Raw genomic sequence first — 21,420 nt, forward strand, 5'->3', positions numbered from 1 at the left:
TGTATGCGAGACGGAGCGTGTATGATGGGGAATCGAACGTCTGTTCGATTCATTGCGCCGTCCCGCGCGAGCGGACGGAGTGAACAACGGTGCCGCGAAGAGGGTGTGAGTGGATAAGGAACGTGCGTATATCGCCATCGACCTGAAATCCTTCTACGCATCCTCCGAATGCGTGGAACTGGGATTCGATCCGCTGCGCACGCATCTGGTCGTCGCCGACGAATCACGCACCGACAAAACCATCTGCCTTGCCGTGTCGCCGTCATTGAAGGCCTACGGGCTGCCCGGGCGTGCCCGATTGTTCGAAGTCAAGGAGAAACTGCGTCAAATCAACGCGGAACGGCAGCTGAGCGCACCGGGGCATCGATTCCGCGGCACATCGTATTACGCCGACGAGCTGGAAGCCGACCCGAGCCTGGCCGTCGACGTATACATCGCCAAACCGAGAATGTCACACTATCTCAACGCCAGCGGGAAAATATACGGCATCTACCTGAGGTACGCCTCCGCGGACGACATTCACGTGTATTCCATCGACGAGGTGTTCATGGACGTTACGCGGTACCTGCACGCCTACGGCAAAACCCCGCACGAACTGGCGCGAGACATCGTGCGGGCGATCTACAACGAGACCGGCATCACCGCCACCGCAGGCATCGGCACCAACCTGTACCTGGCCAAAGTCGCCATGGACATCGTGGCCAAGCATATTCCGGCCGACGCCGAAGGCGTGCGCATCGCGCAGCTCGACGAAACGTCGTACCGCCGGCTGCTCTGGGGGCATAGGCCGCTCACCGACTTCTGGAGAGTCGGGCGCGGATACGCGAAGAAGCTCGAAGCCCACGGGCTCATGACCATGGGCGACATCGCCCGCTGTTCGCTCGGGCGGGCCTCCGACTACTACAACGAGGACCTGCTGTACCGTCTGTTCGGCGTCAACGCGGAACTGCTCATCGACCATGCATGGGGGTGGGAGCCGTGCACCATAGCCGACATCAAAGCATACAAGCCCGCCGAACACAGCGTAGGAGCCGGCCAGGTGCTGACCGGCGTGGCACTGTTCGGCACTGCTCGGCTGATCGCAAAGGAAATGGCGGAGGCGCTGGCATTGGATTTGGTGGGCAAAGGGCTGAAAACCAACAGGGTGGCGCTCGCAGTCGGCTATGACACCGCAAGCCTCGACCCGGGAAGACTGGATGTTTGCGCGCCGGATGAAGTGAAGCGTGCGGCCCAGACCGCTGCTGCGGCATATACGGGGCCGATAGGCACGGACTATTACGGCAGGCGCGTGCCTAAAGCCGTGTCGGGGTCGATCGATCTGGGCGGGTTCACCTCATCGTCGGCGGAGATTCGCGCTGCGATCGACGGGTTGTTCTGCCGGCTGGTCGATTCCCGACTGTTGGTGCGTAGGCTGAACGTGACGGCGCTTGACGTGGCGACGCCGGCGGAATTGGAGGCTGGCAAACGCTATGAGCAGCCTGACCTGTTCTCCGTCACCAGTGAGGGTGAGAGTGGCGAAGTGTGCTCTGATTTGCGGGAGCAGGGGAGCTGTGGCAAGGCGGACGAGCGTTCCGAACAGGCCGTGCAGCAGGCATTGCTGGATATCAAGCGCAAATTCGGCAAGAACTCGGTGATCAAGGCCATGGACATGTTCGACGGGGCGACCGGCCAGCAGCGCAATAATCAGATTGGCGGGCATGCCGCATGATTGGTCGCCTGAATGTGCCTGAGCGTGCTTGAGCGTGACCTGAGCGTGCTTGATGAGATAGCGGCTGAACGGTATTGGAAGATTGGAAGCGAATGAGGGGAACGTATGGCACTTACGGAAACGCATGACTACGACGACATCATTAACCTGCCGCACCACCAGTCTCGGCGTCACGCGCACATGGCGTTGTCCGGCAGAGCCGCGCAATTCATGCCGTTCGCGGCGCTGACCGGGTATGAGGATGTGCTCAACCGCACGGTTCGCGTCAACGAGGAGGCCATCGCCAAAGCCAATACCCCGGTTGATGTGGCGGAAGGCTATATGCCGGCCTGAGCTATTGCCGGGTGGTGTGATTCGTTGGTTTGGTGAAGGCGAGCTTGTGCGGGCTGCGCGCGTGACGGCAGCGGTGGTTTGTATCACCGGCGACTTATTCCGGCATGGGGTATGCGTCATGCAACAAAGCGGAGAAGCTTTCGCTCGCCATGCCATAGAACGCACCGAGCAGCAGTTGCAGGGCCAGGTCGTCCGGTAAGTCGTTGTCATTGGCAAGGGAACCGAGAATGCCTTCAAATTTCTGCGGATTGTTGCTCCAGATCGCCGACATTTCCTGCAATGTCAGCAGCTTCATTGCCAGTTCGGGAAATTTCGGTGACGACAGAAGCCGGTTGATGGTGGCGGCACGGTATTCGTGCATCGGGTCATCTGCATGCGCGTGATTGGTGTTCTGCGGTGCCGGCGATGTTCTGATCCATGACTGGATGGCGGTGATGGAGCTGCTGCTTAGCCCGGTGAATGCGCAGGCGTGGCTCATGGCATAGGTCTTCTCGTCCGTTTCGCCGGTTAGATAGCCGACATCCACTCCGAAGAAGTCAGCGATGGTTGCCATGGTCTCATATTTGGGGAACCCGATTTCGCCCGATGAGGTGCGATTACCGGTGTTCAGCCATCTGCTGACGTCCTTTTGATGGAATTTCGTGAGATACTGCCGGTTCAATGCGCGTACGAAATCCAGTTGCGTGAGACCTCGTTCATCCATACATTGCTTGAGTCGTGTTCTCCAGCAGGCGCTGTTTCGTGCTGATATACCACTCATAGTATAAACCCCCTTCAAAATACGAGTGAATTATAACATGTTACGTCATTGACGCCATAGCGGGGATGAAAGAGGATAGACACCAAAAGGAGAGAACTCATCTGCTGTGGAACTCAACACCGTATTTTCGCGTCTTGTGGAAGAAGGGAGAAGCTGCACGCGAAAAAATCACGCCCCCTGATGACGGGTTCCGCAAAGAGACCGATTCGTGGTCTTGGAATGACTGAAGGTCAGTCGTTTCTCATAGGGAACGCCGTCAGAAAGGAAGCAAGGTCATGTTCGCACAACTGGCAAACACGATTCTGCACGGCGTACGCATATTCGACGAGGCGGCAAAGAACACCACACCGGCCGAGATGAATCGCCCCGACGATTGCGACGAGGCACGGAGCAGACACCATCGCGGTGAGAACTCCCACAAGAAAGGGAACGACAATGACATTCGATGACGAAAACAAGCCAAAGTCGCAGGATATTCCGAACACTCAGGTGCCGCAGGCATCGGGCGATGAAGTCGAACCGCAGAGTGGTGCAGTTGGGGCGAATGCCGGTGGTTTAGAAGAGACGGATGCCAAAGAAGCAGCGGTGCAGTTGGGGCACAATGCTCGGCAAGCGGATTCCGAAACGACGCAGATGTTCAATCCGAACGATTATGCACAGTGGAATTCGTTTCAGGACTCTACGCGGCAGATGCCGAGTGCCGCACAGTTGCAGGAGCAGCAGACTGATAGCTCTCAAACCTATATTTCGACGGTTCCCCCTGTGGAGGAAGCCCAGCCGAAGAAGCGTAAAAAACTATCGAAAATCGTAGTGTTCGCTGTTATCGCCGCCGCAGTGTTCATGCTGCTTGCATCGGTGGTAACCGCTTCCGATATCACCGTGCCGCTCATTGCGGTATTGGCATTCATACCTGCACTGTTGTCCGTTCTGGGGGTGATCTTCACGCGGAAGAACGGCAAGGTCGGAGGCCGTATCGGGGCATATGTCGCCATCGGTGTCACTGTGGCTGCCGTAGTGGTCATGGGCGGCAGAATGATCGCTTACACCGTGCATGCGAAGGCCGAGCATAAGGCTGCGATTGAGACATCATGCCAGTCGATTACTTGGCCGGATGGGGACTTCGCCAAGAAACTGCCGGTGCTAGCTAATCAGAAAGGTGAGGTTTATAGCGATTCATCGGACCATGTTTCCATTAAGTTGTGTAATGCGACGCGATCCTCTTTCGATTCCTATGTAAAGGATGCGAAGAAAATGGGGTTCACCGTTGACTATGACAAATCCGCGGATATCTATACTGCGAAAGATGCTGAGGGCAATGAGATTAAGGTCTTCTTCATGGAGGATGAGGAGGATGGAAACACCATGGACATCACCTTGGATGCCCCGAAATCCGAAGATGATTCAAAAGACCAGGATTCGACAGACAGTCAGCCGACTCAGGAATCGCAGAGTCAACAGCAGTCGCAGAATACGCAGCAGGAACAGCAGTCGCAGCAGAGCCAGCAGAGCCAGCAGAGCCAGCAGAGCCAGCAATACGACCCATCGCAGGTCAGTGCCGACTTCAAGGCTTCGATGGACAGCTACGAGAAGTTCTTCGACCAGTACGTCGAATTCATGAAGAAGTACAAGGACTCGGGGAACTCCATCAGCATGCTCGCGGACTACACGAAGATGATGCAGCAATATACCGACACCATGACCAAGTTGAATGCGATCGATCAGAATTCGTTGAGTGCTGCCGATGAGGCGTACTACCTCGAGGTAATGGGGCGCATCACGCAGAAGCTGGCATCCGTCGCATAAGGAGTTAAGAGGCTCCGGGGCATCTTAGCGGTGCCCCGGAGCTCTCTTGCGTGTGAATAGAGAGGATATACGGATACATGGTTTTGGCAGTTCAACAAGGCAGTTTCTCATCATCGCCGTCGATGGTTTATCAGTCCATCCGTACGATGCTGGCAACGAGCGCGACATTCATGCTTACCGGTGCGAACGATACGAGTATGACAGTGCTGTTCAGCGCATACAACGGCGGCACATTTACGGCTGTGGTATCTCCCCGCGAAAATGGGGCTCTCGTCAAGGTGAGCAGTGAGAACGATGACGAGACACAGTACATGCAGCACGTCAAGCAATTCTTCCAAGATATTGACGCCCAGCTGAGCATTCGCGCCGTCACGCAGAAGAGCGAAGCTGCCAAGCTTGAGCAGAACAAGCAGATGCTGCTTATCGGTATCGTTGCCTGTGTGGTGATGTTCGTCATCATTGCCATTGCGTACATGATCTGGGGAGAAAGTTTTCTCGGCCTGATTGAGCTCATCATTATCATTGCGGCGATCTGGTTCTTTAAACAGCGCAAAGGAAACAAGGGGGAGAAGAGAGGGTGACGATGAGCGGATACAAGTTACGATCGGACGAAACGAAAATCCTGACCTGCACGCAGGCCCGACGCTGCGGCGACGACCGTGAGCAGGCATGCGTGGAATTGACTCTGACCAATAGGAATCTGATATATGTATGGCAGATCAGAAAGATGTTCGGTAAAGGGGCGGAGCATGAGGATGTGTATCCGCTATCCCGACTCAAAGTGTTGGATGGGGTTGTGCAGGCGAAATATGCGGAAAAAAACGACCTTGCGGTATTGGATTTGTTCTTCGCCACGGATGAGGTGTCATTCGTGTTTGAGACCGGTGACAAGTACTCCAGTCGGAAACTGGTAGCCCAATGGCTGGATGCCCTCAGCCAAGTCACCACAGGACTTCCGTCCAGCCAGGCTGCGGAATTGCGCAAGACCATACCCAGTGTGGAGATGCTGGCGGGGGCCATCAAGGGGACCCTTGATGTTTTCGCCAAAACGTTTACCGGAAAGACGATGGATTCGCAGGAAAACACAGAAGAACAGGTCACGGTCAAATGCATCGGATGTAGGGCGCCTATCTCCGGGCGTTCTGGCATGACGATCCAATGCCGCTACTGTGACACCACACAGACGTTGAAATAGTCGCGCTAACAGGTGAAAGGCATATGACATGGGCATTCTGCAGGCAATAGGTGGGGCGGTCGGCGGAACCTTCGGCGACCAGTGGAAAGACATCATCACCTCGGGACATTTCGATGAGCACACGGCATTGGCTCCTGGCGAACGGCGGAACACCGATAACGGCCGCGGCTCCAACGGGCGTGGCTCGGAAGGCGTCATCACCAACGGTTCAAAGATTTATGTGCCGGAGAACACGGCAGCGTTCATCTTCAACCAGTCCGGCATTGAGAACATCATCTCCCAGCCAGGCGGCTACGAGTATCATGACGGGCAGGACAGTGTTTTCAATGGCGACGGAGTAAAGAAATCGATCTTCAAACAGGTCGGCGAACGCATTGGCTATGGTGGCATCACCTCCGATTACAAGCAGATTGCCTTTGTAAATCTGCGTGAGATTCGTGACATCAAGTTTGGTACGCGCGGCCCGCTCATGTATAACGATCTGTTCTATGGGACGGATCTTGAGATTTTCGCCTATGGTTCGTTCACCATCCAAATCGGTGACCCGGTGCGGTTCATCCGTAATTTCGTTCCGGCAAACGTTACCTACTACTCGTTTGATGATCAACGAGCACGTTCGCAGATTCTGGCTGAGTTTCTGCAGTCGTTCACGGTGGCACTGAATGCGCTGTCAACGCAGTACAGAATCTCGCAGTTGCCAGCGCAGGCGAATGATATTGCGCTCAAGGTGGCGAATGATGGGCAGAACGCGGGGACGTGGCCTGCCCGGTTCGGGTTCAATATCGTCAAAATCGGTATTGAGAACATCGAGTTTTCGGATGCTTCGCGTGAACTTGTACAGAAGTTCTCCGCCAACAAGATGGATCTGAAGGCGTATGAGGATGTGTCGCAGCACGCTTCGAATGTGGCGGCGCAGCAGAAGATTGCGCATGGTGTTGAGGCACATGGGTTCGGTGATGCGGGCGCGATGATGTTCGGCGCGGCCTTCGCGCAGGGCGTGAATCCTGTGACCGGGGCGCAGACCAATGCTGTAGTTGCGGAGCAGCCTATGGCGGCGCAACAGTCGGCTTCGACCGTGGCTGTGCCTTCCATGTCGGTCGGTGAACAGTTGGACGCGGTCAAGAAACTCAAGGAACTGCTGGACGCCGGGATTCTGACCCAAGATGAGTTCGATTCCAAGAAGAAACAGATTCTTGGTCTATAGATTTATAAGGAGGACAACATGATGAAGAAGGTCTTTGCTGCGATACTGAGCATTGCATTGATTGCTGGTGTATCCGCATGCGGCGAGAAGAAGGCCGAGGGGCCAGACTATGCCGATGACGAGGCGATGTCCATTATCGCGGAGGGTTTCAGCAAGCGTTCCTCGCTTATCGATAAGCTCAAGGGACAGGGCAAGGATACAAGCGAATCAAAGAATCTTCAGCAGATCGTTCAGGCTGAGATCGATAATGATAAGCCGTTGAAGGCTCGTCAATTCAAGGATTCGAAGCTCCAGGAGCAGATCATCGCCTATTTGAATTCGCTGGATGATCAACTGTCCGTGGTCAAGAAATACTCGAGTACCAGTGCTGAATACACTACTGCGTGGAGCGAAGCATATGACAAGCGGTCCACAATTCTGAAGACATTCGTGGATAAGTATGGGCTTAAGGTCGATTCGAAATACCAAGACACCCTTGACGATCTGGTTCGTAACGGCAATTCCGTTCAGGAGAAGAACGAGACGGATCAGGTGATCAATAATCTGGTCTCATCGGCTCAATTTGACAGAACAGAAGCGGAATATGGTGGTTACTACACGTATTCCGCAGTCATCGAGAACACCAGCAAGATCAATTTTGGCAATGTCTCGCTGCTGTTGGCGCTCTATGATGCTGACGGTGTGAAGGTTGAGGAGACTTTTGCCAACACCAGTTCATGGGCGGCAGGTGAGAAGGTTCGGTTCGAGGCTGGTACTGATGTGAACGCCGCACAGGTCAAGGTATCGGTCAGTAACTACGACGTGGTGAAGTAGGGGACGCTTTTTGTCGTTGCGCCGGCTGATATGAAAGTTCAGTTATCGGAGTCGTACCAGCCGGTCATCTGCTAGTATTTTCATGTCAGCGTGCTGGTAAGTAGTGAACATTCACGACGATGAAGGTAAGCGCCCAATGCCTAAATACAATGTTCCATCTCCAATTATTGATCTGCGCGAGAAGAAAGTCTTGACAAGGTAACCCGAGACTACGAGAAGATGCTGGAACCTGGACCTGTGCAAAAGGCAGGCGATGTGATTGCCAGAGCCATTCCAGGACAGATTAAAACGCTTGCCGGAAACATGGGAGCTGCTGTTTCCCAAGCCGAAATGTACAAGCAGATTATGGACTATGTGGTTACAGCGTACGCGAAACTTGAAGAGCAGGCTGCGAAATACACCATCGACGAGAATAGCGTTTGCGAACGGCTGAACAAAATCCATGCGGATGACAAGATTTGTTCATTGGACGAAGTGTGTCTCATGAGGGAATATGACATTTCCAAAGCCGTTAACGATGTTAAGAACTGGAATCTTGGGTTTGCGGCTGTAGAAGGCGGCGCGACGGGTGCGGTTGGATTAGTCGGGCTGATTCCGAATCTGGCGGCCAGTACATTCCTATATTTTCGTGCGGTGCAAAACATGGCCATGATGTACGGATACGATGTCCGCAATGATTCTGAAGAGATGGAAATCGCGTCAGCTGTTTTGATGAACGCGATGAGTCCAGGGTTCGCTGGCTCCGGTGATCTTTCGACGATGATTGGGAAAATCATGGTTGCCGGAGAAATGGCGGCAGTCAAACAAGCGGCTAAAAAGGGGTGGGCGGCAATGGCTCAGCATGCGGGTCTGCCATTGCTCATGGCGCAGATGCGGGCACTTGCCAACAATGCTGCAAAGAAGGCTGTACAGAACGCCGGACGGAAGACGCTTGAAAAGACGGTGTATACCAATGTTCTTGAACAGGTGGGGCGGAAGCTTACACTGAAGACCGCGCAACGAGCGGTGCCCATCATCGGAGGCGTGATCGGAGCTGGGCTTGATGCCTATCAGATGAACGTCATTCTTGACTATGCCGAGAAGTTCTACCGCAAGCGTTTCCTAGTGGAGAAAGAGGAACGCATTATTCAGTTGACATCCGATGGCATCGTTGAAGCTGTTGATGTATCGGTTGAAGAGCATTGAACAGATCCTCTCTCGATGGAGTTCCCTCCTGCGGACATTCATCAGTCATTGAATATGCTGGTGATATCAATCTCGATCATGCTTGGCTGTTGTTGACTTGTCTATGATGCTGGCTCGAAAAACTGTTGTCAGCGCAAGTTCATGGGCCATATGAGAGAAGGTGGGTTCGAGCGTCTAGTGGGTAGACGCTGTACATGTCAAGCGCTGGTCAATGATTATGACGTAACGAATAGGCGTTCCGCTTTTTGATGGAATCCTTCATCCGGTTATAGGGTTTATCCCCATGTAGGTGCTATTTCGCCCAGAGAAGCAGGTTTTTGATCTGTGGTCAGGCTGGAGCGTGACGCTATCTCGCTTGTTTGTGGCATCTTTTTCGCGGTACCCCGAGTATGAGCGTTGCGATTCCGCGGATTGCACTCGGGTTAATGCGTTTTGAATGCCACCGATAAGCCACTTAGCGATTTTCAGAGGTTAACGGCTTGCCCAGAAAACCGATTACCGCACGTCTTCGAACATGTTGTTTACGCAGACAACGGTCAGGTCTGATTTATGGCGTTCGCGTGCGGCGGCGGCCAGTTTATCCGTCTTAACGAACAGGGCGTAATGCCGCTCGGAATAACCGGGTATGAGATTGGCGCGGGAACGAAGTGTGGCGATGGTGCCAACGATGTTCAGGTGTGAATGATTCGTTATTGCGTATCCCCGAACATGTTTTATGCAGATATCGATTCGATCTCTAATTGTTTTATGCTTATGCGCATCATACTCGTGAGCATAAAACGGGGCTCATTGTCACACTTCTATACGGCGGACCAAAAACGCGAAGAGGGTGTGTCCGGAATCCGAAGCAATTCCGAACATACCCTCTCAGTCTCACAGGCGGTTTATATCGAACCGGCCTCTAGGCGGCCTCGCGCGATCAGGCGGTGAAGTACTCCACGCCGGCTGCGAACAGCGGCTGATCCTTCTCGCCGGGCACGTTCTTGAACGTGCCGTTGCTGTAACGCTCCGAGTGGCCCATCTTGCCGAACACGCGGCCGTCCGGGCTGGTGATGCCCTCGATGGCCAGCAGTGAACCGTTCGGGTTCACGCTCAGGTCCATGCCCGGCACGCCGGCCTCGTCCACGTACTGCGTGGCGATCTGGCCATTGGCCTTGAGCTGGGCGAGGACATCGTCGGAAGCCACGAATCGGCCTTCGCCGTGGGAGATGGCGATGGTGTGCATGTCGCCCACCTCGGTCTTCGCCAGCCACGGGGAGAGGTTCGACGCCACGCGGGTGCGCACCAGACGGCTCTGGTGGCGGCCGATGGTGTTGAACGTCAGCGTCGGACAATCGGCGGTCATCGGCACGATGTCGCCGTACGGCACCAGGCCGAGCTTGATGAGCGCCTGGAAACCATTGCAGATGCCGAGCATCAGGCCATCACGGTTGTTCAGCAGGTCGCGCACCGCTTCGGTGACGGCGGGCGCACGGAAGAACGCGGTGATGAACTTGGCGGAACCGTCGGGCTCGTCGCCGCCGGAGAATCCGCCGGGGATCATGATGATCTGGCTCTTCTTGATTTCCTCGACCAACGCGTTGGTCGACTCGGCCACGGCGGCGGGGGTGAGGTTGTTCACGATGAGCGTGCTCACGTCGGCTCCCGCGCGTTCGAAGGCGGCCGCGGAATCGTATTCGCAGTTGTTGCCGGGGAACACGGGGATGATCACATGCGGCTTGGCGACGCCGGTGCCGGTGTACACGGTCTTCTTCGGCGCATTGAAGGACACGGTCTCAACGGTCTTGCCCTTTTCGTCGCCCTTGGATCGGTACGGGAACACGGATTCGATGCCGCCCTCCCAAGCGTCCTGCAGTTCGTCTAGACCCAGCGTCTCACCGGCTGCCACGAACTGGTAGGCCTCGGTGGTCTCGCCGACCTCACTGACCTCAACCAGGTTGGATACGGCCGGAACCTTCGCGTTGTCGGCAAGTTCGATGATGAAGGAACCATAGGCCGGGGCGAACAGGTCGTCCACGCTGATGCCATCGGCCAGCTTCACGCCGATCTGGTTGCCGACCGTCATCTTGAAGATAGCCTCGGCGGTGGCACCGTAGCCAGGCGTGGACACGGCCAGCGCATCGCCAAAATCGGTGAGCTTCTCGACCGCGGAGAACACCTCCAGCAGCGCGTCCTTATCCGGCGTGAGACCATCGGCGTTATAACGCGGGGCGATGCGGACCACGCGGTGGCCGGCGCCCTTGAACTCGGGGGAGGTGGCGCGCTTCATATTGCCTACGGCCACAGCGAAGGAGATCAGGGTCGGCGGCACATCAAGCTGTTCGAAGGTGCCGGACATGGAATCCTTGCCGCCGATCGCGCCAGCGCCCAGATCCACCTGAGCCATCAAAGCACCCAGCACGGCGGCCATCGGCTTGCCCCAGCGTTCCGGCTCGTCGCGCAGCTTCTCGAAGTACTCCTGGAAGCTCAGGTATGCCTTCTCATGTTCGAAGCCGGCGGCGACCAGCTTCGAAAGCGATTCGACCACAGACAGGTAGGCGCCCGTGAACTGGTTCTGCTCCATGATGTACGGGTTGAAGCCCCAAGCCATCGCGGAGGCGGTGGTGGTCTCGCCGAACACCGGCAGCTTGGCCACCATGGCCATGGTCGGGGTCAGCTGCTTACGCCCGCCGAACGGCATGAGCACGGTGCCCGCGCCGATGGTGGAGTCGAAGCGTTCGGAAAGTCCCTTGTTGGAGGCCACGTTCAAATCGGTGAGCATGGTGTGCATGCGTTCGGCGAGCGTGCCGGTCTTCCACGGGGTGGCGTAGCCGTGCTGCGCCTCGACATGCACCACCTGATGCTTCGGAGCGCCATTGGAGGCGAGGAACTCGCGGGACAGATCCACGATCGTGTCGCCGTTCCACACCATCGTCATGCGCGGCTCTTCGGTCACGGTAGCGATGACCTCGGCCTCGAGGTTCTCCTCCTTGGCGTAGCTCAGGAACTCGTCCACATCCTCGGCGGCCACGTCCACGGCCATGCGCTCCTGGGATTCGGAAATCGCCAGTTCGGTGCCGTCCAGGCCCTCGTACTTCTTCGACACCTTGTTGAGGTCCACGTACAGGCCGTCGGCCAGCTCGCCGACCGCCACGGACACGCCACCGGCGCCGAAATCGTTGCAGCGCTTGATCAGACGGCATGCGTCGCCACGACGGAACAGACGCTGCAGCTTACGCTCCACCGGAGCGTTGCCCTTCTGCACCTCGGCGCCATCAAGCTCCAGGGATTCGACGTTATGCGCCTTGGACGCGCCGGTGGCGCCGCCGATGCCGTCACGGCCGGTACGCCCGCCGAGCAGGATGACCTTGTCGCCCGGAGCCGGGGTTTCGCGGCGTACATGATCGGCCGGGGTCGCGGCCACAACCGCACCGACCTCCATGCGCTTGGCCACATAGCCGGGGTGGTAGATCTCGTCCACCTGACCGGTGGCCAGGCCGATCTGGTTGCCGTAGGACGAGTAGCCGGCTGCGGCGGTGGTGACGAGCTTGCGCTGGGGGAGCTTGCCCTCAAGCGTTTCGGACACCGGCACGGTCGGATCGGCGGCGCCGGTCACGCGCATGGCCTGGTACACGTAGGAACGGCCGGACAGCGGGTCGCGGATGCAGCCGCCGATGCAGGTGGCCGCGCCGCCGAACGGTTCGATCTCGGTGGGGTGGTTATGCGTCTCGTTCTTGAACAGGAACAGCCAGTCCTCGTCGTGGCCGTTCACATCCACCTTCACCTTGACAGTGCAGGCGTTGATCTCCTCGGATTCGTCGAGGTTCTTCAGAATGCCGTTCTTCTTGAGCCACTTCGCGCCGATCGTGCCCATATCCATCAGACACACCGGCTTGGCGTCGCGGCCCAGCTCGTGGCGCATCTCAAGATACTTGTCGAACGCGGCCTTGACCGCGGCGTCATCGATTGCGACCTCGTCAAGCTGCGTGCCGAACGTGGTGTGGCGGCAATGATCGGACCAATAGGTGTCGATCACCTTGATCTCGGTGATCGTCGGATCGCGCTGTTCCTCGGTGAAATGCTCGCGGCAGAACTGCAGATCGGCCAGATCCATGGCCAGACCGCGATCCTCGATGAATTGTTCGAGCTCGGCGTCGCTCATGGTGCGGAAGCCGCTGATGACCTCCACCTTGCCGGGAACCGGCACCTGGGTCTTGAGCGTGGTCTTCACATCCAGCGAGGCCTCACGCGCCTCCACCGGGTTGATCACGTAATGCTTGATGGCCTCGACATCGGCTTCGGAGAGCTCGCCTTCCAGCGCATACACCTTGGCGGAACGCACGGTCGGGCGCTCGCCCTGCGAGATCAGCTGGATGCATTCGCTGGCGGAATCCGCGCGCTGGTCGAACTGGCCTGGCAGGTATTCCACGGCGAATACGGTTGCGTCGCCGAAATCAGGCAGATCGGCGGAGACATTATCCACCTGCGGCTCGCTGAACACGGTCGGCGTAGCCTGAGCGAACAGCTCCTCGCTGATGCCTTCCACGTCGTAACGGTTGACAAGACGGACGTTCTTCAGAGCTTTGATGCCGAGGATGGTCGTGAGCTCATTGGCGAGCTGCTGCGCCTCGACGTCGAAGCCCGGCTTCTTTTCCACGTATACGCGAAAAACCATAAGGTCAACTCCTTGAAAAGGGCTCTAAAAATGTAACGGGTTGATGTGAAAACGATGGTGAAACAACGAAGCCCGCATCCGAGCGGAGACTGCGGATGCGGGCTGTACGTGCGTCATTCGGCGACTTCGATGCCTTCGGACTTGGCGAGCTCAGCCAGGCGGCTTTCGATCTTCTCGTAGGCGGGGATGATGTCGCCCAGGTCGCGGCGGAACAGATCCTTATCGAGATGCTCGACCTTGCCGGAATGGTCGCGCTGATCCCACAGGCGGCAGGAATCCGGGGTGATCTCATCGGCGAGCAGCAGCGTGCCGTCGGAGGTACGGCCCATCTCGATCTTGAAGTCCACGAGCTTGACGTCGATCTTGGCGAAGATCTCGATCAGGGCCTCGTTGATGCGGCGTGCGAGCGGCGCGATTTCGGCCAGATCCTCGCGGGTACACACGCCGAGCGCGACGAGATCGTCGTCGTTGACGAACGGATCATGCAGATCGTCGTTCTTCAGGAAGTATTCGAGCACGGGTTCCTTGAGCGGCAGGCCTTCCTCCACGCCGAGACGGGAGCAGAAGTGACCGGCGGCGGTGTTGCGCAGCACGATCTCCAGCGGGAACATGTTCACCTTCTTGACCAGCTGCGCGGTGTCGTTGACGCGCTTGATCAGGTGGCTGCTGATGCCGCGCTTCTCCAGGAGTCCGAAGATCAGCGTGGTGATGAGGTTGTTCAGCCTGCCCTTGCCTTCGAAATCCTCCTTCTTCTCACCGTCGCCTGCGGTGGCGGAATTCTTGTACTCGACCCAGAGCACTTCCGGATCCTCGGTCGCGAACAGCTGCTTGGCTTTGCCCTCGTAGAGCTTTTCCAACTTCTCCATTACTCGCCTTTCCTGGGGTTGGGAGGTAGATAGTTTGGTGAACTTGACGGTTACAAGATAGCAACGGGAGGCTACATTCCGCAGCCTCCCGTGGTGTTTTCGGACGGGGGTCCGCGCGGGTGCGCGAACGGCTCGCCCGATGGGGTGTCAGATGACCGTGATGTCGAGCGCGTCGGCTACACGCGCCGCCTTGGCGCGGGCGTCGGATTCGCCGCCGCCGATGGCGAGCGCCACGGCCATGCGGCGGTGGCCGTGCACTTCGGGTTTGGCGAAGATGCGCAGGCCGGTGCCGGGTTCCTGAAGGGCGTTCGCGACGTTGGTGAAGACGGTTTGGCCGTCGCCTTCGACCACGATGGCGTGGCTTGCCGCGGTGGCGCCTTCGGGGATGCTGAGCGCGACGTGTTCGGGGGTGACGGGCAGGCCGAGGATCGCGCGGGCGTGCAGGGCGAATTCGCTCAGACGCTGGGAGATCATGGTGACCATGCCGGTGTCGTGCGGGCGGGGGGAGACTTCGTTGAACAGGATCGACCCGTCGGTGAGGACGAAGAGTTCGACGCCGAAGACACCCCATCCGGTTTCGCCGGTGGCGCGGGCTTTGGCGACCAGTCCTTCGACGGCGGTTTTGGCGATGCGCTGGGCGCGGGCGGTTTCCTCGGCTGCGGCGGCACTGGTGTTCGCCGCGTTGGTCTGCCAGGATTCGCGGTAGTCGCCGGATTCCTGACGTTGGCCGATGGGTGTGCAGGTGACGATGCCGGCGCTGGAGCTGACGGTGAGTACGGTCAGTTCGCGTTCGAGCGGGGCGAGCGCTTCGACGATGACGCGCGAAACGTCGCCTTCGTCGTGGGCGCGGCGGCCTTCCTGCGCTTCGGTCCAGGCGGCGTCGATGGCATCCGCGGAGCGCACGACGGATTGGCCGTGGCCGGAGGAGCTCATGATCGGCTTGACGACGCACGGGTAGCCGACTTCCTCGGCTCCGGCGCGCAGTTCCTCCAGGGAACCGGCGAAACGGTAGGGGGTGGTGGGCAGGCCGAGTTCCTCGTGGGCGAGGACGCGCAGGCGTTCGCGGTCCATGCAGATCGCTGCGATTTCGGCGCTGGGTACGACCTGTGCGCCGTTGGCGGCGGCGTCGGCGAGTTCCTGGGTGGCGATGGCTTCCACTTCCGGCACGATGATGTCGGGCTTGACGTCGTCGAACAGGGCTTTGAGCTGTTCGGGGTTGGCCATGTCGAGTACGCGCGACTCATGGGCCACCTGTTGTGCGGGGGCGCCGGCGTAGGAGTCGGCGGCGCACACCCATGCGCCGAGGCGCATGAGTTCGATGGTGACTTCCTTGCCGAGTTCGCCGGCGCCGAGGAAGAGCACGCGGGTCGGGTGGTCGCCTAGCGGCGTGCCCAGGGGACGGTTGATACTGCGTTGTGCGGAGGTGGAATCAGTCATGGTTCACATTCTGTCACTTGCGCTGGATGGCGGGCGGTGAACCGTTCGGAAGGCCCTGCTGCGGGCCCTCCGAATTTGAAGCGGATTCAGGTTGGTTCATGTCGGTTCAGGTCGTTTCAGGTCGTTTCAGAACGGTTCAGGCGAGCGCTTTCTTGATGCGATTGAGACTGGCGGGCTTGGGGGTGCCAAGTTCCTGCGCCCACAAGCTCACATAGAACTCCTCAAGCATCCACCTCGCGTCGGTGGCCTTGCGCATCAGCTCCTCATGCTTCGGGCCGGCGGGTTCGGCCTTCGCCTTGGCCATGGCCTTGTCCACCAGTTGCCTGGCCTCATCCGCCTCCCACGCCCAGCGCACGTCACGGTTCTTGTCGTTCTTCGCCTTGGTCAGACGCATCAGATCGGCATGCAGGTAGCGTTCCACGGATTTGAGTGAAGCGGGCGGCGTGGCCCCGATGAAACCGGGGAACACGAGCGTGGCGATATGCTCGCGGATCGACTGCAGCACCGAGAGCATCGGCAGGTCGGCCTTGCCGCTCACCGCTTTATCGACTTCCGCATAGCGTTTCAGAATCGCGATCACATCGTGGGACACGGCGTATACCGTATCCTCATACACTTCACGCACGTCGAGCACCGCGTTCGCTAACGCCTCATCATCCTGAAGCTTGTCCACCTGCGGCAACAGACGTTTCACCGCGGCCAACTGCAGATCCTCCGCCAGATCCTTCGTCGACTTGTACGGCGCGGACGCGAGCATCAACGCCTCCGCACCAAGCCAACGCGAGGAAATACGCTCATCCGGCAACCGCAGCGCGTCGAGTGCACCATGCCACAGCATCGAAGCGCGGGATTCGGTGGTGGCGCCGGAACGGTGCAGCAGATTCGCCTGCTGCACGATCTTGCCTTGGTCGGCAGCCTTGTCGGCCTGCTTCTTGACCATGCGGCGTGCCGATTCCTCGGCCTCCTGCGCGAATTTGACCTGCAGCGCCTTCAGATCCTTGGACTTGCCCAGCACCTTCACCTGCCGGCGTGGGTTGCGTCTGCCGTGACCGGACGCATTGCGCCCGGTCACGGCAGACTGTTCCACGGCGAATGTCATACGCAGGTACGGCGAAAGACGGTCGGTGAGCTCCTTGCCCAGCACTTCGGGGTGGATCTGTGCGCCGACCGTGGCGATGGCCGCCTGCGTGAACGCGTGCGCCAGATCGGGGCAGTCCACGTCCAACGCGGTGCCCGGCAGATTCGGGTACTGTTCGTCGATCCACGCGCGGATCTTGCGCGCGGCATCGGGCGCCGGCACGAACTGCACGCGCAACTGCTTGGGCAGCGCCTTGATCATGGCAAGCGTCAACTCATCCAACAGGCCCGGCACATTCCACGTGAACTGTTCCGGCGTGATACGCCCCAACGCCTTCAATGGCACATGCACGGTCACACCATCATCCGGATCTGTCGGATCGTAGATGTACGACAAGCGCAGATCAATCGGTTGACCATCCGTGCCGCGCGTATGCCAATGATCCGGATAATCGGCCAAGCTCACCGCATCCGCTTCGTTCAGACGCTCCACCTTGTCCGGGTCGAAATCCAGCAGCGTCGGATCGGCATCATGATTCGACTTCCACCATTTCGCCAGCGACGCCAACGACGTCACATCCTGCGGAATCACACAGTTATAGAAGTCGAACAGATCCTCATCCGTGATGGTCTGCGCAAGCTGACGCGTACGATTCGCGTCATCGGCGGCGTCCTCAAGAATGCGCAGATTCCTACGCACGAAATCGTCATAGCTGAACCGCTGCTGGATATCACCCTCCACCAAACCCTGGCGGATCAGGAAATCACGCGCCTCCGGCGGATTGATACGACCCCACAGCACCGTACGATCCTGCACGATCGGCAGGCCATACAACAGCACCTTCGCGCTCGCCACCGCGGAACCGCGCGAACCGGACCAATGCGGCTCCGCATACGTCACACGGGTGAGGGAACCGGCCAACGGTTCGGCCCACGCCGGATCGATCGCGGCGCAATAGCGCGCCCACAAGCGCGACGTCTCCACCAATTCGGTGCTCATCACCCAACTCGGCGTCGACTTGGCCACCGCGGACGCAGGGAACAACGCGAAATGCGTACTGCGCGCACCCTGATAATCGTTCTTCGCCATCTTCTGCGCACGCTTGATGGCCTTCGCCTTCGCCGCACCCTTCAACCCGGCGAAATCGGAAGCCTTCGGCTCACGCACCACCTGCATGCCCATCATCGACAACAGGCCGGCAAGCATGGACTTGTGAATACCCTCGGCATCCCACGAACAGCACAGGCTATGCGCCGCCTGCTGATTCAACGGCAGCTGGCGGATCTCCAAACCGGCACGCGAAGACGGCAACGGGTCGCCCACCTTGAAGCGCATCTCACGGCACATCTGACGCAGCTGCGCGACCAGATCCTTCCACTGACGCATGCGCAGCCAGCTGAAATACTCGGTTTTGCACATGCGGCGCAACGCGTTATTGCTCGGCTCGCCATCAGCCTGGAACACACGATCCCAAATGTTCAACGCGGTGAGGAAATCACTCGTCGGATCGGCATACCGGTTATGGATACGATCCGCCTCCTCACGATGCTCCTCCGGGCGTTCGCGCGGATCCTGCAAACTCAGGAACGCCACGATCACCAGTACGGCGGCAAGCGTGTTCGGCGACGTGGAACGCGCCGCCTCGATCACCATACGACCCAAACGCACATCAATCGGAATACGCGCCAACTGGCGGCCGATAGGCGTCAACGTCACCTCGCCACGCCTACGCGCCACCGCCTTCAACTCGGTCAACTCGTTGAAACCATCGGAAACGGCCTTCACATCAGGCGGATCGATGAACCCGAACTCCGTCACATCACTGGCCGTACGCGCCACGCCCACGCTCAGCATGTGCAACACCACTGCGCCCAACGACGTGCGAAGAATTTCCGGATCGGTGAACCGCGGGCGCGTCTCATAATCCTCACGGCTGTACAGGCGGATCGCGATACCATCCGCCACACGGCCGCAACGGCCCGAACGCTGATCGGCACTGGCCTGGCTGATCGGCTCGATCGGCAGACGCTGCACCTTCGCGGTCTTGGAATATCTGGAAATACGCGCGGTACCCGGATCGACCACATAACGGATGCCCGGCACGGTCAACGACGTCTCGGCCACATTCGTGGCGATCACGATGCGCTGATGCGTATGCGATTCGAACACCTTATGCTGGTCGGCCGCGGACAGACGCGCGAACAACGGCATGATCTCAATCGCATCCGGACGGCGCATATCCTCGGCACGCGGGCCGAAATGGTGCCGCAGCGCCGCCTCGAACTCGTGGATGTCGCGCTCGCCGGAAGCGAAAACGAGAATGTCACGCGCACCACGCTCATGGCCCGAATGGATGATGAGCTCAGCGCATGCGCGGGCCACGGCGGTGGGCATGTCGGTTTCGCCGGCGCTGTCCCCCGTGCCGTACTCGTCGCTGCCCGGATCCACGCCACGCGCGAAACCCGGCACATCATGCATGAGCGCGGGCGCCGCGCCCAACGGCTCGTAGACGATCTGCACCGGATAGGTGCGTCCGGACACTTCGATCACCGGCACCTTGGTGTGTAGCGCATGCTCGAAATGCTGTTGGAATTTCACCGAATCGATGGTCGCGGACGTGATGATGAGCTTCAGGTCGCGGCGCTGGGGCAGCAGGGCCGTCAGATAGCCGAGCAGGAAATCGATGTTGAGGCTGCGTTCATGCGCCTCATCGATCACGATGGTGTCGTAGGCGCTGAGCTTCGGATCGCGCTGGATCTGCGCGAGCAGGATACCGTCGGTGACGACCTTCAGACGCGTGGCCTTGGACGTGTCGTCGGTGAATCGCACCTGATAGCCGATTTCCTCGCCCAAACGCACACCCATTTCGGCGGCGATGCGTTCCGCGACGGTACGGGCCGCGATACGACGCGGCTGCGTGTGCACGATCTGATGGCCATGCGAGCCACGCCCGAGCTCCAGCAGGATCTTCGGCAGCTGCGTGGTTTTGCCGGAACCGGTTTGGCCGGAAACGATGACCACCTGGCTCGAACGAACGGCCTGGGCGATGTCGTCGCGTGCGGCCGATACCGGCAATTCAGGCGGGTAAACGAATTTCATCACGGTCCTTAGTGTCTCAGTGGCTGAGTGAATGGGTGAATGAGTGTTTGGGCGAATGGCGGATATCCGTGGGCTCGGTCTGCGGAGCGGGGAGGGGCGGCGCCGGATTCCGGATGACGGGACGCGGGGGTGGTTTCCGGATGACGGGATGCGGAACCGACGAGCGCTCGCCGACCTCACCGATCTCGTCAACACATGGATGCCCACGTGTCGGCACCTACCGTGCGGACTCCTATGCGCTCCTACGTGTTCCTACGCGCGGGCGACCTCGATCACCCGGAATCCCTTGGCGCTGTGGTATTTCGACACCGCATAGCCGTCGCCCAGCGCGTCGGCCAGCCAGTTGATCAGCGAATCCGCGCCCAGATTCTTCTGCACCACCAAGTAGGTGACGCCATCGGGCGACAGACGCGGCAGCCAGTTCATGAGCATCGTATGCAGCGCCTCCTTGCCGATGCGGATCGGCGGATTCGACCAGATCGCGTCGAAGGTCAGGTCGGGGCTGAGCGCGGTCGGATCGACGGGCTTCGCATCGGCATCGGTACGGATGACGCGCACATTGCCGCATCCGTTGCGTTTCGCGTTCAGCTCGGTCAGTTCAAGCGCACGTTCGTTCACATCCGCCGCCCACACGGTGGCTTCGGGCGAGGCGAACGCGAGCGAAAGGGCAATCGGCCCCCAGCCGCATCCCAGATCAAGCAGATTGCCATGCTCGGGAGGCTCCGGCGCCTGCTTGAGCAACACCGACGTGCCGAGATCAAGACGCGACCCGGAGAATACGCCGTTCGACACCTCGACATCGGTGTCACGCCCACGCAACTGCACGTGCAGGGTGCGACGCACGTCCTTCGATGAGGGGTCGGCCGAAAAATACTGTTCCGCCATGATGTGTCCCGAACCTTTCCGTTTTCTCCGTCTGTCGTCTGTTCCTCGAAGTCTGTTTTCCGAAGTTCGTTTCCCGAGGTCTGCTTCCCGAGGTCTGCTTCCCGAGGTCTGCTCCCGGAAGTTGCTCCCGGAGGTTGCTCCCGGAGGTTGCTCCCCGAAACGCCTTCGGATGTTCGGCCAGTGCCCCTGCCCGCCCGCTCCGCCGGGGCGAACCCTTGGGGCGAAGTGGACGGTGGCTGGTCTGTCACCTCACATGATGATAATAATGAACGTGCCCGCCCGTTTCGTATGGCGGCGGCGCGGGTGAACGAGACGCGGCGGCGAGCCGGGGCTCGAAACGAAACATGAACCGAAACGCGGGCCGAAATACGGGCCGAGACGCGAGCCGAGAACGAGGTGG

Annotated in this window: 15 protein-coding genes; 9 read left to right on the plus strand and 6 right to left on the minus strand. The window is 58.9% G+C overall.

The window, feature by feature from the left end; translation table 11 throughout:
- The first annotated feature begins 109 nt into the window (after nucleotides 1–109).
- Nucleotides 110–1,708, plus strand: a complete 1,599-nt coding sequence (locus BUB29_RS00725; protein ID WP_033523033.1) for a Y-family DNA polymerase — start codon at nucleotides 110–112, stop codon at nucleotides 1,706–1,708.
- Between the two features lie 105 nt (nucleotides 1,709–1,813).
- On the plus strand, nucleotides 1,814–2,041 hold the full coding sequence (locus BUB29_RS00730; protein WP_033523032.1) for a hypothetical protein: 228 nt from the start codon (nucleotides 1,814–1,816) through the stop codon (nucleotides 2,039–2,041).
- A gap of 94 nt (nucleotides 2,042–2,135) precedes the next feature.
- On the opposite strand, the gene BUB29_RS00735 is transcribed toward BUB29_RS00730, so the two are convergent.
- Nucleotides 2,136–2,744 carry a transcriptional regulator gene (locus tag BUB29_RS00735; RefSeq protein ID WP_033523031.1) on the minus strand — a complete coding sequence of 203 codons (609 nt, stop codon included), beginning with the start codon at nucleotides 2,742–2,744 and terminating at the stop codon, nucleotides 2,136–2,138.
- 332 nt (nucleotides 2,745–3,076) lie between these two features.
- Between BUB29_RS00735 and BUB29_RS09765 the strand changes: the two genes are divergently transcribed.
- From BUB29_RS09765 to BUB29_RS00765, 7 genes are all read left to right on the plus strand, one after another.
- Nucleotides 3,077–3,250, plus strand: coding sequence for a hypothetical protein (locus tag BUB29_RS09765; RefSeq protein ID WP_156098193.1), 174 nt, complete (start codon nucleotides 3,077–3,079; stop codon nucleotides 3,248–3,250).
- The gene (locus BUB29_RS00740) at nucleotides 3,237–4,604 is read left to right on the plus strand and encodes a DUF6591 domain-containing protein (protein WP_051915004.1); all 1,368 of its coding nucleotides are present in this window, start codon (nucleotides 3,237–3,239) and stop codon (nucleotides 4,602–4,604) included. The genes BUB29_RS09765 and BUB29_RS00740 overlap by 14 nt, the downstream gene beginning before the upstream one ends.
- Nucleotides 4,605–4,681: 77 nt before the next feature.
- Nucleotides 4,682–5,185 (plus strand): hypothetical protein, encoded by a 504-nt coding sequence (locus BUB29_RS00745; RefSeq protein ID WP_143155107.1) that lies wholly within the window; start codon nucleotides 4,682–4,684, stop codon nucleotides 5,183–5,185.
- A 2-nt stretch (nucleotides 5,186–5,187) separates the two neighbouring features.
- Nucleotides 5,188–5,799, plus strand: a complete 612-nt coding sequence (locus tag BUB29_RS00750) for a hypothetical protein (RefSeq protein WP_033523741.1) — start codon at nucleotides 5,188–5,190, stop codon at nucleotides 5,797–5,799.
- A 28-nt stretch (nucleotides 5,800–5,827) separates the two neighbouring features.
- On the plus strand, nucleotides 5,828–7,003 hold the full coding sequence (locus BUB29_RS00755; protein ID WP_033523740.1) for an SPFH domain-containing protein: 1,176 nt from the start codon (nucleotides 5,828–5,830) through the stop codon (nucleotides 7,001–7,003).
- A gap of 18 nt (nucleotides 7,004–7,021) precedes the next feature.
- A complete protein-coding gene (locus tag BUB29_RS00760; protein ID WP_033523739.1) occupies nucleotides 7,022–7,816 on the plus strand; it encodes an FxLYD domain-containing protein in 795 nt (264 codons plus the stop codon).
- 219 nt (nucleotides 7,817–8,035) lie between these two features.
- Nucleotides 8,036–9,001, plus strand: a complete 966-nt coding sequence (locus BUB29_RS00765; protein WP_051915006.1) for an EcsC family protein — start codon at nucleotides 8,036–8,038, stop codon at nucleotides 8,999–9,001.
- 919 nt (nucleotides 9,002–9,920) lie between these two features.
- Here BUB29_RS00765 and BUB29_RS00770 read toward each other — a convergent pair.
- From BUB29_RS00770 to BUB29_RS00790, 5 genes are all read right to left on the minus strand, one after another.
- The gene (locus tag BUB29_RS00770) at nucleotides 9,921–13,655 is read right to left on the minus strand and encodes a phosphoribosylformylglycinamidine synthase (protein ID WP_033523738.1); all 3,735 of its coding nucleotides are present in this window, start codon (nucleotides 13,653–13,655) and stop codon (nucleotides 9,921–9,923) included.
- Between the two features lie 113 nt (nucleotides 13,656–13,768).
- Entirely contained in the window at nucleotides 13,769–14,521 is a 753-nt protein-coding gene (gene purC / locus BUB29_RS00775; RefSeq protein WP_033523736.1) for a phosphoribosylaminoimidazolesuccinocarboxamide synthase, read from the minus strand.
- A gap of 147 nt (nucleotides 14,522–14,668) precedes the next feature.
- On the minus strand, nucleotides 14,669–15,958 hold the full coding sequence (gene purT, locus BUB29_RS00780; protein WP_033523735.1) for a formate-dependent phosphoribosylglycinamide formyltransferase: 1,290 nt from the start codon (nucleotides 15,956–15,958) through the stop codon (nucleotides 14,669–14,671).
- A 136-nt stretch (nucleotides 15,959–16,094) separates the two neighbouring features.
- Nucleotides 16,095–20,135 (minus strand): ATP-dependent RNA helicase HrpA, encoded by a 4,041-nt coding sequence (gene hrpA, locus BUB29_RS00785; protein ID WP_033523734.1) that lies wholly within the window; start codon nucleotides 20,133–20,135, stop codon nucleotides 16,095–16,097.
- A gap of 252 nt (nucleotides 20,136–20,387) precedes the next feature.
- Complete coding sequence (locus BUB29_RS00790; RefSeq protein ID WP_033523733.1) at nucleotides 20,388–21,020, minus strand: class I SAM-dependent methyltransferase; 633 nt, start codon at nucleotides 21,018–21,020, stop codon at nucleotides 20,388–20,390.
- Between the last annotated feature and the right edge of the window lie 400 nt (nucleotides 21,021–21,420).

It is taken from the genome of Bifidobacterium merycicum DSM 6492 (genome assembly GCF_900129045.1).
In the GTDB taxonomy this organism is placed as follows: Bacteria; Actinomycetota; Actinomycetes; order Actinomycetales; family Bifidobacteriaceae; genus Bifidobacterium; species Bifidobacterium merycicum.